Origin of the sequence: Rathayibacter sp. AY2B3 (assembly GCF_002931755.1) — a bacterium.
Classification (GTDB): domain Bacteria; phylum Actinomycetota; class Actinomycetes; order Actinomycetales; family Microbacteriaceae; genus Rathayibacter.
In genome coordinates, this window is sequence record NZ_PSUG01000014.1 from 32,342 (window position 1) to 46,909 (window position 14,568).

A 14,568-nucleotide genomic window follows, 5' to 3' on the forward strand; every position below is an offset into this window, starting at 1 on the left:
CTCCCGACTCTCGCAAGGGCCTCAGCACCGCGGCGGAGACCGGCGCCGTTTTCTGACGGCCACTTGGAGCACACCTGACCTAGAGGAAGCGTCATCCGACGCGCATCTGTCAGATAACTGACGTAATCGGGGTTATCGGATGTTGGCAAGAGGGGTGTTAGGTCGAGGGAGTGTGCGCAGCTCAGCACCAAGTGTCCACTTAGCCCGCGCGTTCATAGCAACCGTTCGAAAACATCTCGATAGGAACAGCCGCGGTTGCCTCTGTTCCCCGGATTGCCCGGATTCCCGGGATTTCCCGGATTACCCGGATTACCCGGATTACCCGGATTACCCGGATTACCCGGATTACCCGGATTACCCGGATTACCCGGATTACCCGGATTACCCGGATTACCGATATTACCCAGGTTGCCCAAGTGCTTGTCCACGACCTGATCATCATGCAATTCTCCGACATATTCACCGCTTAGCCGGTGCACATGAGCGCCGCGAAGTTGGCCGATGGCCTGACCCGTGAGTCGGTGAACATATCTTCCTCGTATGAAGCCGACGGCATGGCCGCTCGTCGCATAAACGTAGTGTGTCATGTGTTGAAGCTACAGGAGGCTGCCCCTCTCCGGGGATAAGCGCTGACCGACCCTCGGACTGCTACCAGCGCTTACAAGAGTCAGCAAGCATGCGATCGCGCACTGTATGGCGACCTTCTCAGGGACTGATGATCCCACAATTAGGGGACCGGACCTGACTCGGTACAACCCGGCGAACTAGCTTCCCGCGACGCGACGAGGTACGGTGGAGCGACTAGGGGGTAACAGTGACATCAACGTCAATACGTACCAGGACACTCGTTGTGGTGTCAGTATTTCTGCTCGCGGGGTGTGCCGGCCGTGTTGAGGCCGCCTCCCCGGTGCCGGTGTCGCCAACTGCCTCAGAAAGTCCTCTACCTTCAGTCGTTATGACTTCCGACGACTTAGCAGCGTGTTCCGTCGATCCGACAGCGTCACGTATCGAAGGCGCCCTGGAACAGTCGACGATCTCTCCTGAGAACAGCCCGCTCGCGTTGCCACAAGACATGGGCACCCGCGAACAGGCACTCGCCCAGATGCACGCCTGGGATGCCCTCTCCGAAGCCGACAGGGCGTATCAGATCTGCTTCAATTACCAGCAGGGTAGCTTCGGAAACGAGACGCCAGCTCCTTAGAACACGACAATAGTCCGCCTGCACCTGCCGCACTGGGATTGACCAGCACAGCAGATGCAGGCGGGAGTGCAATCAGTATAGCTGAACTGACTTGACGTAGACCGAACCGGGGGTGAGGTCGAACGAGTACGTGTTGAAATCGGGTCCCCGGTCTACGCTCCAGTAGTAGTTCGAGTTCGAGTAGTGGTAAAGCACGCGGCCTTTGTAGTTGCCCGGACGCAGGTTCCGCACCTTTGTGAGTTCGTTTGCGCCGTAGTCGTAGACTCCGGAGCCGATATAGCAGGTGTAAGTGAAGGACGTGGACCCGCTTCTCTCTCTACCAATCTTGTAACCGTTCGGCTGATCGGTGCAAGGATTCGGATAGACGGTCCTCGCCGAAACACCGCCATTTTGAGTCCCTGTGTGGAAGACGGGTACCGAGGCGAGATCTATCGCGCTTGCATCCTGCTCCGCTTCGAGCTCAGACTGAGCCTCGCGCTCAGTTTCTGGAAGAGCTTCCCAGGCAGCACGCTGCGCGTCCACCACTTCCTGACCGAGCCCGAGAACTTCGAGGTCCTCGGGTGTTGCTAGATAGCTGTTCTCTGGCGAAATTGGTTCCAAAGCCCCCGGCTGCGCCGCCTGGGCGGGTGCTCCGACGATCAATAGGCCACTGACTGCGACGGCCGTGATGAGGGCGTTCATCTTCTTTTTCATCGTGCTCCTTACTCCACGCGGAAAGGTCCGCGTCCAACCGAAGAAAGCGTGGCGCGAGTATAGATGTCCACGCAGCTAGCGAAGGAGAAAAATCTGTGCGTTAGCGTATGCGTGCAGACGAAAGAATTCCCCCCAAAACGCCAGCCAGGCCCGGCATCGGCCGGCCCCCTCCTGACTTGCTGCACCGAAACCGCTACGGTACCGGTGCCAGGACTAGATTACCGATTTTGTGTTCATTCGGCGACCCTTTCGGGCTTGTCGATCATGCCGGCCGAGGATTAAAACGCGCCATGTGCGGTTGCGTCTGCGTCGCATGCTTTTCCGACTGCTACCAGTCGTCGCCCAACTTTCGGGACGCGTCCGACTTTGAGCCTTGGTCTCGCTCCGCCGGTGGGTTGTCTTGCTCCGTCCTGCTCCCCGCGAGGAATAGAAGGACGATCAAGAGAACAGTCGAAAAGAGCGCGCTGGCAATGAGAATGGAACCATCCAGTGCCGAGAATGAGATGGCGCTCGATAGAGGATCCTTATCGGTGGAAGGCTCGGAGAATTTGGCGATTGCAAATCCGATAGTCACTAAGATTCCGATAATACTTGCGGCTGCCCACGCCAGCCGGACGCGGATGCTCGCTCTATTCGCGCCTCTCGCGACTGTGAGCCAGACGGCCCAGATGAAAATTGGGAGGAGTAAGCCCGCTACGGGTGTAACCGTCATGCTAGTGACCTACCGCCTTTGCCTTCAGAACCTCGTAGAAGCCACGAGCAATAGAGCCCTTTTCGTTGTTGGCGATGGCACCTTCGGTGGCTCCCATGGCGGTGACAAGAGCGGCTCGATTTACATTGTAGGTCTGGTCGGAAGTTTGGATAAGTGCGGCAGTCGCAATCTTGATTGCCCGAGCGTCGTCCGTGCCGAAACGAAGGGTTTTGAAGGTGGAGTATCGAGTTCGCCAGCCTGCGGTGGAACTGGTGCCGTAATAGGCCCTGAAGAGCTGGGCAAAGGAGAGCGCCGGATTGTTCCGCAATTTATTGCCCAAGTTGACGCCATCAACGTCTTGGATGAGGTCGGACCAAGGGAATTGATTGTCCCATTCGAGTTCGTCGAATTTTCCAATATATTCGTTTGCAAAGGCATTGGCGCCATATTTGATTTGGCCCCATCGTATCCAATTTACCATGTTCTGGATGACATCACCCGCCCAGCCGGCCATGTCCGCAACGTTCACTGCTTCACTCGCTACTGATTTCAGTCCCGCAAAGGTGACCCCATTCGCAGCAACCGCGAGATGAGCGAGTCCTAGTGCCCGCGATTCTTGCGGTTCAATCAGAGCAGTGATCCGGGGAATCTTGAGTTCCGTATCCACGTATTGAATGAACTCGATGACGACTGCGCCAGCAACCGACGCCCACAGCGCATTCGCATCGTTGTACTCCGGGTATCTCAAGTATTGCAACGTCAAGACGCTCGGCGACAACCCGGGCATTCTCGTCGAGACGAAGGTCTCAGCGGCCTGCTGAATCTTGTCAACGTAAGCGAATGCATCTGCGTTCAGAGCCAGGCTGACCGCAGCCTGACCTCCGTCGCGGCCCTGGACAATATTCTTGTCAACGCCAATCGCACCCGAGCCGGTGCCAATCGTGTATTCCTTAATTTGGTCAAAAGCCCAATTTTTCGGCAACGGGTAACCGAGGTTTCCGCTGTAGCCAGTTGACATCCCGCTTACAAAGCTGAAAACTGCGAGTTTTGCCGCCGAGACAATGGCGCAAGTATTTCGGGCGCCGTAAACGCCGATACGGTACTTTTTGCCCATATTTATGAACGCTTCGTTCACGCCTTGGAAATAAGGTACAACGCTCCCGTAGATTTCTTCCTCGAGAGCATCAAAATCGACGGCGAAATAGATTACGGTGTCATCCTTGAAACCGTACGCTCGGGCGGCAGAATAGGCCCGGTAGCCTGAAAGGCTACCAAGGTCCTTGTCGAATGACGCGGCATCATGGCTACCTTCTTGGAAGATCGGGAACACTCGCAGGGCGTTTCCGAATATTGTTGTCAGCTCACCAGCTTTGATATTCTTGTCGGTCGGGTCTTCAACAAAAGGCGTGTTAGTGAGGTAGCGTCCGACGATCGAGTAGCCGTTGGCCTTCAGCGTTGCGGCTCGATCACTAGTTATTGCGGTAATGCAATCGACCGCTTTGGCGCTATCGGTTCTTTCTGGGTCTCCGGTCGACACAAGCAGAGAAGCCCAGGTCTTCCAGTCCGCGCGACCGGTCTGAGGAAGCATCGTAAAGACCTGAAACAACTTCACATTCGCGGCCATAGTTGCAGAGAAGATGCCGTCGTAAGGCCCGCTGTAAAAGCCGTTGAACACGAGTGCTGCTTGGAACAGATGGACAAAGTACTTGTCTGAGTCGGACGATCCCTGGGCGACATTAGCAGCCGCGGAGCTCAAGCCAGCTTTCGTAGCGGGTCCGAGAAAGCCGTTAGCGACCCCATCGTCCATCCCGATTTCGAACTGCAGCGCATACAGCAGACCTGTTTGTACGTCGCGCGAATACAAGCCGTCGCATGGTAGCAAGAAGAAGTCCCGGCGGGTGTTGTACCGCGTGTTGAGGGACCGCTGAATCGAACGAACAAGGGTAGAGCCCGCGGAAACGAGAGTGTAGGCGTCCATCGTGAGCAGGCTCTTGAACAATTTTGGGAAGATGGTCGGAGCTGCTGAAAGGCCTAAATTTGCGCGAAGAGTTACAATCGAATTCGACGTAGTCGAGTCCCAGGTGGTCCACGTCCCGCCTGTGATCGCCATGCCGCTATAGCCTTTGCACCAAAGCGCAGCCTGGACGATTCCTCGAATGTTGGCGTTGGTTGTGGCCGAGGACACTGACGGGAATTTTGTTGTTAAGGCGGAGAGCGTCCCAGCCCCAAAGTTGTCGGAAAGGGCAGTGATCCCGAGCTCCCACTGAAGAGCGCGGGTGAGGGCGAACATCGTCTTCCAGCCCGGCTTTCCGTCAAGCGGTGCCGCAACGAAACCGGGAACGTTCGCGTATTTGTTGTTAACCCAAGTTTGGGAGTTTAATACCCACTGATCGACCATTCCGTGCTCCCAGTTCAGATTTTCCCTTCGGCGACACCAGTAACTTGAGGTGTGCCGGAGGCGGTTAGGTCATTGACTAAATACTTCCCCGTGTTCCGCTGCCAATATGCATTGTCAGAGGGACCGGAAAGGAAGGCCGTCGCGTAAGTGATTGTGGAGATCGTCGGTTCTCCTGTCACGGTTTGAACCTCTAGGGCGATCTCGATCGCGGTGCCTGCTGGAATCTCTTGGTTGAGGGAAACTGAGGTCCGGACAACATTGTTGGCAGTCTCGCTTGTAATCGAATAGGTTGCCGTTGGCCAGACCGGACGCTCGATCGGGGCTATGACCGCAGCACCAGCGGCTGGTAGAGGATCAGATGCGACCGACTGTCCTGCGTCTAGTGTCGCGAGCTCGGCGGTCGGAGACGCCGATATTGCGCTAGTCCTGATCTGGCCTACGCCGCAGCTACTGATCACCGAGCCGTCCATCTCGACAGTGAAGGTTGATCCCACGGGAATGGAGGCCGGGCCTACGCTCGAGCATTGAAGAGCTGCAGGGTACCGGTAACGAGTCGACTCGTTCGTTCCGCCGTTGACAACTTGTGTGTCGGTCCAGATGGCCGTGACCTCAGCTCCCCACGCGACGACCGGCGCGGGGGCCTCTGTGACGGCCCACTCGACACGCGCTAATTCGGTCCCCTCGATGGATGCGATAACGAGCGATAACGACATCGGTGTGTCGAGGCCTTCGTTTGGATAGCGATCAATTGCCGTGAGGGGCAGTGATAGATTGACTGTTGCGACAGATGCCCCATTGAATACGTCGGGCAGTTCGTATCTAACGGTGGATGGAGTTGGCGCTTCGGCAAGGTCCACCGCGGTCGGAGATATCTCGTAGTGCTCGCCATATGAGGAGACTGCGATCTCCCCTGGTGTGAAGAGCCTGCTGTCGAACTGAACCAAGACTCGGAACGAGCTTGGGTTGCTGAGCTCGACTAATTGGCTTAGGGAGAAAGGTACGGTCGATCGAGCGGTATAGTCGCTCGAGACAATCGCCATAGTGTTTGGGGCGCCAGCGACCATGGATACCATGGGCGTAGCTCCGGTTGTTGTTGCCAGCGCAGGATCCGCCGAGGCGTTCGGTGCCGCGGCAGCGGCCGTCGCTGCAACAAGCGTCGCAACAAACTGTCGTCTTGTCGCCATGTTGGAGATCCCTCTTGTCGATCGATGGCTTCGAAGATCATCTTTGTTTTTGATGAGACGAGAAGCTATTTTGTTTCCAAGTATGGGCCAAGTGTGGGCAAATGTCATGTCGGGTAATGTGGGGACAAATCGGGGTACATCTGAGTCGAACGGCGAGCAGGTTCGGACGCATGTCATGACGCGCTGACCGGTGTCGCCGGCCCTCCGCGGTGAATGCGGGTTCTCGGCCGGGAGGTGGGAACGGGGGTCGCATGGATCGCCGAGGCCTAAAGCTCATCTGGGGGCGCTCCTTCACCCTCCATCGAAAACGATCGTTTGCGAGCGTCGCGGGCGGCTTCCGCTCTGCGCGGCGGAATCCTGAGCCTCGCGCCCCCTGGCGGATGCTCGAAACTCGTCACCGGCATCAGATGCGCCGAAACCGACGGCCCGAGGTCTCTGGCCGTCCTGACGTGCTTGAAGCACACGATTGCACTCGACCTGCCGCTCGTCTCGTCTCGGTCGCGTACGACGAGACCACCTCCGTCTGCTGCCCGGCCGAGTGGCACGCCCCGATCAGGCCGCCCCACCTCCGAAGTCGCGGCCCCGGAGCCGCTGCCGCGATTCGGGTCAGCAGAAGGGAGTGCCCTCAGCCCTGCAGATCGTGCGCGATCTCTCGCGAGGACACTGCCCCGACCGGCCTCCCCCGAACCACCGTCAAGAAGCTCGCGCCCCGCAATCAGAAGGAGGTCCAGGTCATCGTCCTCCGCGACTCGGGCGCCGTGCAGCTCGTGAACCACTCGTCTGCGGAGGACTGTCTCGAATCCCTGGGCCACGCCGACCGCGAACGGGACGGATTCCGCCGGGTCGCCAGCTGACCGCACACGCCCCTGCAGACCGCACCATTGCACCGGACCGCGCGGTCGCCTCAGGCCGCGAGCCGCCCGTCGCGCATCGTCAGAACCCGGTCCAGCCGCGGCAGATGCGCGGCCTCGTGGGTCACCAGGAGCGTCGCCGTCCCGCGCTCGCGGGTCAGCCGCACGACGAGGTCGACGATCGCCGCGCCGCGCTCGCTGTCGAGTGCGCTGGTGGGCTCGTCGACGAGCAGCACCGAGGGCGCGTTCATCAAGGCCCGCGCGACGTTGATCCGCTGCCGCTGACCCCCCGAGAGCTGCGCGGGCCGAGCGCCCGCGCGCCCCTCGAGACCGACCTCGGCGAGCAGCTCGTCGGCTCGAGCCGCGGCGCGGGCACGCTCGCGGCGTCCGCCGAGCCGGTCCATGACCAGCAGCTGCTCGCGCGCTGTCAGCGCCGGCAGCAGATTCGCCTGCTGGAACACGATCCCGATGCTCGAGCGCCGCAGCCGACTCGCCTCCGCCCGAGACAGGGTCGACACGTCGACGCCGTCGATGACCACCCGACCCGAGTCGGGGCGGATCAGTGTCGCGGCCACCGCGAGCAGGCTCGACTTGCCCGAGCCGCTGGGCCCGGTGAGTCCGGTCACGCTGCCGGGCCGGCACTCCAGATCGGCACGGTCGACGGCGGTGAGCCGCGTGCCGCCGTCGTCGAAGCAGAGGGTGACGTCGTGCAGTTCGATCATCGTGCGCTCCCGAGTGCGGTGAGGGGGTCGGTCGAGACCACAGTGCGCAGGGCCGCCGCCGCGCCGAGGAGGCCGAGGGCGATCATGAGCGCCGCAGGGGCCAGGGTGGTCAGGGGGCTCAGGAGGAACGGCAGCGCGGTCCCCGCCAGAGCGCCGAGCGCGACGACGGCCGCCATGCCGACGAGAGTGCCGGCCAGCAGCACGGCGAGCGCCTGGCCCAGCGCATCGCGCAGCAGTGAGGGCGTGGAGGCTCCCAGCGCCTTGAGCACGGCGACATCGCCCGAGCGCTGCATCGTCCAGACCGTGAAGAAGGCCCCGACGACGAGCGCGGCGATGCCGAAGAGCATCGCGACCATCATCAGCAGTGAGCCGATCTCGGAGCGGAACGAGCCGATCGCGGTGAGCGATGCGACGGGCGAGCGCGTGACCGTGCCGGTCGCCGCCTCCGCCGACGCCCAGTCGGGAGCGCCCCGCACAGCGAGCACGGTCGCCTCCACGGGCGAGCCGAGCGCCGCCGCGAGGTGCTGCCAGTCGCCGAGCTGCAGGCGGACGACCGGGGTGTGGCTGTACCAGTCGTCGCCGCCGATCGACGAGACGGTGAACGAGGTTCCGGCGATCGTGACGGCGCCTCCGACACCGACCCCGAGTGACGAGGCGGCGGCGGTCGTCAGCGCGATCCCGCCCGCGGCGGACGGCGCCCCGAGCGCGCTGCTCGATCCGAGGACGGCGACGCCGAGATGCGAGGCGCCCGATTCGGCTCGCGCCTGCACGATGCCCAGAGGCTCGACGGAGTCGACGCCGGCGAGCGCCGACCACTCCGCCGCCTGCCGGGCGGTGACGGCGGAGTCGGCGAACGACGGAGCGTCGTCGCCGCCCGAGAACACGAAGCGGTCGGCCGGCACCGCCAGCACCGCCGAGACGTTCTGCAGGGCGAGCCCGCCCGTGAGCCCCGACAGGAACCCCACGAGCAGGGTGAGCAGCGCGACGACCGCGCCGATCAGGAGGAAGCGGCCGCGCGCGGAACGCAGCTCGCGCCAGGCGACGAACAAGAGGGCCTCCGGAGGATCGGTGCCGCGAGATCCGCGACCGCTCCAGACTGCGAGACGGCGGGCCGCGCCGCATCGTGCGCGCGGGCCCCTCGTCGGCCGTTCCCGCGGAGGGCGCCCGGGTCCTTCCTTCGTACGATGACAGCGGGCGCGGCGATGCGTACCGTCGACTCCGTGCCGCACACCGCCCTCGCTCCCGTGATGACCGGGCTGCGCGCGGGGCTGCACGCGCTCGTCGGCGGCCTGCTCGTGCTCGTGGCCGTGCGCGCCTCACTCGAGCCGGGTCCGCGGACGCCGGCGGTGCTCCTCCTGTGCGCCGCGCTGCTGGCCGCCTACCTCGCCGGGCCGCGGCTGACCCGGGGCTCGCGGAGTCGCGGCGTCGCCTGGCTCGTCGGCGTGACCATCGTCTGGGCAGGCCTCGTGCTGCTCGAGGCGGACGCCGCGTACCTCGCCTTCCCCCTCTTCTTCCTCGCGATGCACGTCCTGCCGCCGCGCTCGGCCGTCGCGGCGGTGCTGGCGCTCACCGCCGTCGCCGTCGTCGCGCTGGGCTGGCGGGCCGGCTGGAGCGTCGGCGGGGTGGTCGGCCCGCTGATCGCGGCGGCCGTCGCCATCCTGATCGGGCTCGCCGCCCGCGCCCTCGCCCGCGAGGCGCGTGAGAGGGAGGCGCTGCTCGCCGAGCTCCTCGCGACCCGCGACCGGCTCGGCGCGAGCGAGCGGGCGACGGCGGTCGCCCAGGAGCGCGCCCGGCTCGCGCGCGAGATCCACGACACCGTCGCGCAGGGGCTGTCGAGCATCCAGATGCTGCTGCATGCCGCCGAGCGGGCCGACCCTGGCCGGCCCGGGATCGAGCACGTCCGGCTGGCCCGCGAGACGGCGGCGGCCGACCTCGACGAGACTCGCCGGTTCATCCGCGAGCTCGCGCCCCCCGCGCTCGAGCACGAGAGCATCGACGGCGCGCTGCGGCGCCTCGCCGGCACGCACTGGGAGCGCTCGGGGGTCGCCGTCACCGTCGACGCCGACGACGGCCGCGCACTGCCCATGCAGACCCAGACGGCCCTGCTCCGCCTCGCGCAGGGCGCGGTGGCCAACGCGCTGCAGCACTCGGGCGGCAGCGCTGTCGAGGTGGTCCTCCGCAGCGACGGATCGACCGCGCGCCTCCGGATCACCGACGACGGAACCGGGTTCGATCCGGACTCCGTCGCGTCGGGCGACCGGCCCGACTCCTTCGGCCTGCGCGCCATGCGCGAGCGGGCCGAGCAGCTCGGCGGCCGGCTGCAGGTCGACTCCGACGCGACGGGCACGAGAGTGAGCGTCGAGCTGCCCGCCCTCGAGGCGTCGTGATCCGCATCGTCCTGGTCGACGACCACCCCATCGTGCGGGCCGGCCTGCGCGCGCTCATCGGCGCCGAGGAGGGCCTCACCGTCGTCGGCGAGGCGGGATCGCCGGAGGAGTCGCTCGCCGTCGCGAGCGCGGTCGCCCCGGACGTGGTGCTGATGGACCTCCGCTTCGGGCCCGGAGCGGGCACCGGAGTCGACGCGACCCGCGCGCTGCGGGCGCTGCCCGATCCTCCCTCCGTTCTCGTGCTCACCACGTACGACACCGACGCCGACATCCTGGGCGCCGTCGAGGCGGGCGCCAGCGGCTACCTCCTGAAGGACGCACCGCCCAACGAACTGATCACCGCGATCCGAGCGGCGGCCGCCGGCGAGAGCGCCCTCGCCCCCGCCGTCGCCGCCCGGCTGTTCGAGCGGCTCCGCTCCCCCATCGCGCGACTGAGCCCGCGCGAGACCGAGGTGCTCGCGCTGGTCGCCCGCGGGCTCAGCAACACCGAGGTCGCGGCCCGCCTCTTCGTCTCCGAGACGACGGTCAAGTCCCACCTCGTCCACGTCTTCGCCAAGCTCGACGTCTCCTCGCGCACCGCCGCCGTCTCCGCGGCCCGGCGCCTGGGCGTGCTGCACTGACCCTCGCGACGCCCGCCGACCCCTCGCGAGTAGACTCCCCTACCCGCGTCGCCCTCTCCGCGCTCGGACCCGGGCCTATTTTCGAGAAGTCCCCCATGTTGGGGAACTTGATGTATTCGTGATGCGAATTAGAATCGCTGCTACCAAGCCATCTCCGACATCGACGTCGAGAGCAAGACACTGACCGGGGGGTACATTGTGTTCGGTTTCAAGAAGAAGTTTCTCATCTACTGCATCACAGTTGGGGTAGTAGGCGCGCTCTCCGCAGCGCCGGCTGATGCATCCGAACCCTCCGCTGCGGTTGTCGAACACGAAACAGCCGCCATGACACTGTCCGGCTACGATGCGGCCGTCGCTGAGGCGCACGGCTATCAGATCGTCGTCCACGATGACGGTACCTTCGAGTCCATTCCCGTGACCGATGCCGCTAAGAAGGAAGCAGAAGAACTTGCCATCGCGGGTGGTGGGCTCGCTGCGCGCGACACGAGATCCGGCAACTGCGGCACCTCGACTTTGTTCATCACACGCGCAGGAAGTTCCGGAATCAACATCTACACCGCCTATTCCGTCACTCTCGGCTACTCCATCGGCCACGAATGGAAGGTCGATGGGGCGACCAGTTCAGGAACATGGTCCGAGGACTTCAACGGCCTGGCTGCGTCCACCACGTGGTCGGCTACGCATTTCAAGGCGGTCGGCGGCAACGCCTCCGGCTTCGGACAGGTCCGCGCCGGCTCCTACGCCATTCTGAACAACGGCTTGACCTGCTCATCTGCCCTTCCTTACGACGCCTGGTGAGCGAGGACTGCCCGGCAACGGCGCGAGAGGCGTCGATACGCAGACGGCAGCGGATCTGCGTCCGGAGCATGGTCCAGCGCTGGCAGAATGAGGATGAAGCATGAGATTCGGTAGAAACGGCTCGGGGCGCGAAAGGACATCCGCCTGGCCGAAAGGAATGTCATTCATCGTCGATGAGCGTCCACGACACTTGCTCGAGCTTCTCTTCCTCCGGGCGGCGTGGAATCTGGAGACAGATGAGCACTTCCCGGAGCTTCTCCTAGCGGTGGATCGCGTGGAGTCGGAGATCCCGGAGAGCGAAGGGAGAGAAGAGTGGTCCCGACGATGGTCGCAGGCGTGGCGCCGAGGAACGGAGTGGTATGAGTCGCCCAGTGACGCGACGACGATCGATCCGGCGCTCATCCGAAGCCTCAACACGCCCGGCGCGCCGCGCCACAGTCAGCACCCGCCGAAGTGGTCGGCAGAGTGGGGTGACGAGGGAATCGACCAGGAGAGAATGGAGCATTGGGTGAACCGGGTCAGTCGACCGACGCCGCTCGTCCCGACGTCCCCGGAGTATCTAGTGGTAGAGGCGCTCGAGGCCGCATGGAACCGTGGATTGCGTGGCGTGGTGGTCCTGCCATTCATCGGGGAGTGGCAGACCGTTCTCAGCCCTTCTCGCCTCGGCCTCTCTCCGAACATCCGACTGGATCGGGATCTCTACGTGAGGGCCTTGGCTTCGTATCCGGCAGCCGCGTGAACCGCTTCCGCTCGTCAGAGCCACCGCCCGCGGTAGACACCGCATGGTTCGGGGGCACCGGCCGTAGCCTCCGAGCCGAACGCCCGCCGACCCCTCGCGAGTAGACTCCCCTACCGTGACCGACGCGACCCGCCTCCCCCGAACCACCGTCAAGAAGCTCGCCGCCCTCGAAGACGGGCCGGTGCGCGTCTCCGGCTGGGTCGAGACGGTGCGCGATCAGAAGAAGGTGCAGTTCGTCGTCCTCCGCGACGAGTCGGGCGCCGTGCAGCTCGTGAACCCCGCGGTCCGCGAGGCCGTCGAGGGCGACGCGGCGTCGGAGGCGAAGCTCGCGATCACCGAGGCGATCTCCGGTCTCGCGCAGGGCTCCTTCATCACCGTGACGGGGCAGCTGAAGCACGACGAGCGCGTGAAGCTCGGCGGCATCGAGGTCAAGCTCGAGGCCCTCGGGATCGTGTCCGAGTCGATCCCGGAGGCGCCGATCGCGCCCGACTCCGGCATCGACAAGCGCATGGACTGGCGCTTCCTCGACCTGCGCCGCCCCGAGCAGAACCTGATCGCCCGCGTGCAGACCACGTTCGAGCACGCCCTGCGCAGCTACTGGATCGACAACGACTTCATCGAGATCCACACCCCGAAGCTGATGGCGAGCGCCTCGGAGTCGCGCGCCGAGCTCTTCGAGGTCGAGTACTTCGAGACGAAGGCCTACCTCGCGCAGAGCCCGCAGTTCTTCAAGCAGATGGCGCAGCCCGCCGGGTTCGGCAAGGTCTTCGAGGTCGGCCCCGCCTTCCGCGCCGACCCGAGCTTCACCTCGCGTCACGCGACCGAGTTCACGAGCGTCGACGCCGAGGTCTCGTGGATCGACTCGCACGAGGACGTCATGGAGCTGCACGAGCAGCTCATGGTCGCCGGGCTCACCGCGGTGGTCGCCAAGCACGGTGCCGAGGTCAAGGCGCTCTTCGACATCGACCTCACGGTGCCGACCACGCCGTTCCCGCGTATCCCGCTGGCCGAGGCCAAGCGGATCGTGGCAGAGCGCGGCTACGAGGTGCCCCGCGCCGACGACGACATGGACCCCGAGGGCGAGCGCCGCATCGCGGCCTACGTGAAGGAGGAGTTCGGCCACGACTTCGTCTTCCTGACCGACTACGCCTCGAGCATCCGGCCGTTCTACCACATGCGCCGCGAGGGCGACGCGTCGATCACCAACAGCTACGACCTCATCTACAACGGAGTCGAGATCTCGACCGGCGCCCAGCGCGAGCACCGCATCGACGTCCTCGTCGAGCAGGCGCGCGACAAGGGCCTCGACCCCGAGGAGCTCGGCTTCTACCTCGACTTCTTCCGCTACGGCGTCCCGCCGCACGGAGGCTTCGGCATGGGCCTGTCGCGCGTCATCATGCTGATGCTGCAGCAGGCCAACCTCCGCGAGGTCACCTACCTGTTCCGCGGCCCGACGCGCCTCCTGCCCTAGGCGGACCCCGGTCGAGGGAACCCCGGACCGTCGAGGCCGCCAGCAGCAGCAGGTTCCCTCGACGGGCCGGGGTTCCCTCGCGTCACCCGCTAGGGAGCCGGCAGCACCACGAGGTCGAGGTAGTCGGCCAGGCAGGCCACCATGTCCACCGCGTCGCGCTCGAGCAGCCACTGCAGCTGCACGCCGTCCCAGAGCGCGATGATCGACGCCGCCACCCGCTCCGGATCCGACCCCGCGCGCAGGCGCCCGGCGGCCTGGAGCTCGCGCAGCTCGGCCGCGTACTCGCTCCGGAGCCGACGGAACCGCGCGGCGAAGAAGTCGCGCCCCGGGTGCTCCTGCGTCGTCGACTCGCCGCAGAGCACGGCGTACAGCTCGATCACTCCCGGCGCCGTCTCGTTGTAGCGGGTCTGCCGCAGGACGCCGGCGACCAGCCCCTCCTCCGGGTCGGGCGGCGAGGAGCCGTCCCCCGTGATCAGATCGCGGTGCTCGAGGACCGCGAAGAGCAGGTCGGTCTTCGACGGGAAGTAGTGCAGGAGGCTCGTCTGGCTCAGCCCGACGCGGTCGGCGACCTCCTGGAGGGAGCCGCGGGCGTAGCCCCGCGCGGCGAAGACCTGGTGGGCGGCCTCGATGATGGCGCGGCGGCGCTCGGCCGACTTCGCGTACGGGCCGCGTCGCCTCGTCGCCTCCGCCATCGACCCCTCCTCAGCGATGAGGGCGCCTCGCCGTGCCCTCGAACGGCCAGCGTAGCGGCGGCGGAGGAGCAGTGGCGCCAATTTCGAGTACCTACTCGAATTCGTGGTAGCGTCCCGGTCA

At 64.7% G+C, this 14,568-nt stretch carries 13 protein-coding genes; 6 read left to right on the forward strand and 7 right to left on the reverse strand.

Features of this window, described 5'->3' with window-relative positions:
* Positions 1-212: 212 nt before the first annotated feature.
* Positions 213-587 (reverse strand): 4-fold beta flower protein, encoded by a 375-nt coding sequence (locus C5C24_RS17565; RefSeq protein ID WP_146082538.1) that lies wholly within the window; start codon positions 585-587, stop codon positions 213-215.
* A gap of 368 nt (positions 588-955) precedes the next feature.
* On the opposite strand from C5C24_RS17565, the gene C5C24_RS17570 reads away from it, so the two are divergent.
* On the forward strand, positions 956-1,201 hold the full coding sequence (locus tag C5C24_RS17570) for a hypothetical protein (protein ID WP_146082539.1): 246 nt from the start codon (positions 956-958) through the stop codon (positions 1,199-1,201).
* Positions 1,202-1,273: 72 nt separating this feature from the next.
* On the opposite strand, the gene C5C24_RS17575 is transcribed toward C5C24_RS17570, so the two are convergent.
* The 5 genes from C5C24_RS17575 to C5C24_RS06525 all read right to left on the reverse strand — a co-directional run bounded on the left by C5C24_RS17575 (position 1,274) and on the right by C5C24_RS06525 (position 8,789).
* On the reverse strand, positions 1,274-1,894 hold the full coding sequence (locus tag C5C24_RS17575) for a hypothetical protein (RefSeq protein WP_146082540.1): 621 nt from the start codon (positions 1,892-1,894) through the stop codon (positions 1,274-1,276).
* Positions 1,895-2,607: 713 nt separating this feature from the next.
* Positions 2,608-4,983, reverse strand: coding sequence for a glycoside hydrolase domain-containing protein (locus C5C24_RS06515; protein WP_104304578.1), 2,376 nt, complete (start codon positions 4,981-4,983; stop codon positions 2,608-2,610).
* A 14-nt stretch (positions 4,984-4,997) separates the two neighbouring features.
* Positions 4,998-6,275: a hypothetical protein gene (locus C5C24_RS17580; RefSeq protein ID WP_146082541.1), complete on the reverse strand. Its 1,278-nt coding sequence runs from the start codon at positions 6,273-6,275 to the stop codon at positions 4,998-5,000.
* A gap of 796 nt (positions 6,276-7,071) precedes the next feature.
* A complete protein-coding gene (locus tag C5C24_RS06520; protein WP_104280989.1) occupies positions 7,072-7,740 on the reverse strand; it encodes an ABC transporter ATP-binding protein in 669 nt (222 codons plus the stop codon).
* On the reverse strand, positions 7,737-8,789 hold the full coding sequence (locus C5C24_RS06525; RefSeq protein ID WP_104280988.1) for an FtsX-like permease family protein: 1,053 nt from the start codon (positions 8,787-8,789) through the stop codon (positions 7,737-7,739). The genes C5C24_RS06520 and C5C24_RS06525 overlap by 4 nt, the downstream gene beginning before the upstream one ends.
* A 171-nt stretch (positions 8,790-8,960) precedes the next feature.
* Between C5C24_RS06525 and C5C24_RS06530 the strand changes: the two genes are divergently transcribed.
* From C5C24_RS06530 to aspS, 5 genes are all read left to right on the forward strand, one after another.
* The gene (locus C5C24_RS06530; protein ID WP_104281014.1) at positions 8,961-10,127 is read left to right on the forward strand and encodes a sensor histidine kinase; all 1,167 of its coding nucleotides are present in this window, start codon (positions 8,961-8,963) and stop codon (positions 10,125-10,127) included.
* A complete protein-coding gene (locus C5C24_RS06535) occupies positions 10,124-10,747 on the forward strand; it encodes a response regulator transcription factor (protein ID WP_104304579.1) in 624 nt (207 codons plus the stop codon). The genes C5C24_RS06530 and C5C24_RS06535 overlap by 4 nt, the downstream gene beginning before the upstream one ends.
* 198 nt (positions 10,748-10,945) lie before the next feature.
* Positions 10,946-11,545 (forward strand): hypothetical protein, encoded by a 600-nt coding sequence (locus tag C5C24_RS06540; protein ID WP_146082542.1) that lies wholly within the window; start codon positions 10,946-10,948, stop codon positions 11,543-11,545.
* Positions 11,546-11,702: 157 nt separating this feature from the next.
* Positions 11,703-12,284, forward strand: coding sequence for a hypothetical protein (locus C5C24_RS06545; RefSeq protein WP_104280985.1), 582 nt, complete (start codon positions 11,703-11,705; stop codon positions 12,282-12,284).
* Positions 12,285-12,399: 115 nt separating this feature from the next.
* The gene (gene aspS / locus C5C24_RS06550) at positions 12,400-13,755 is read left to right on the forward strand and encodes an aspartate--tRNA(Asn) ligase (protein WP_258065069.1); all 1,356 of its coding nucleotides are present in this window, start codon (positions 12,400-12,402) and stop codon (positions 13,753-13,755) included.
* 89 nt (positions 13,756-13,844) lie between these two features.
* On the opposite strand, the gene C5C24_RS06555 is transcribed toward aspS, so the two are convergent.
* Positions 13,845-14,447 (reverse strand): TetR/AcrR family transcriptional regulator, encoded by a 603-nt coding sequence (locus tag C5C24_RS06555; RefSeq protein WP_104304580.1) that lies wholly within the window; start codon positions 14,445-14,447, stop codon positions 13,845-13,847.
* Between the last annotated feature and the right edge of the window lie 121 nt (positions 14,448-14,568).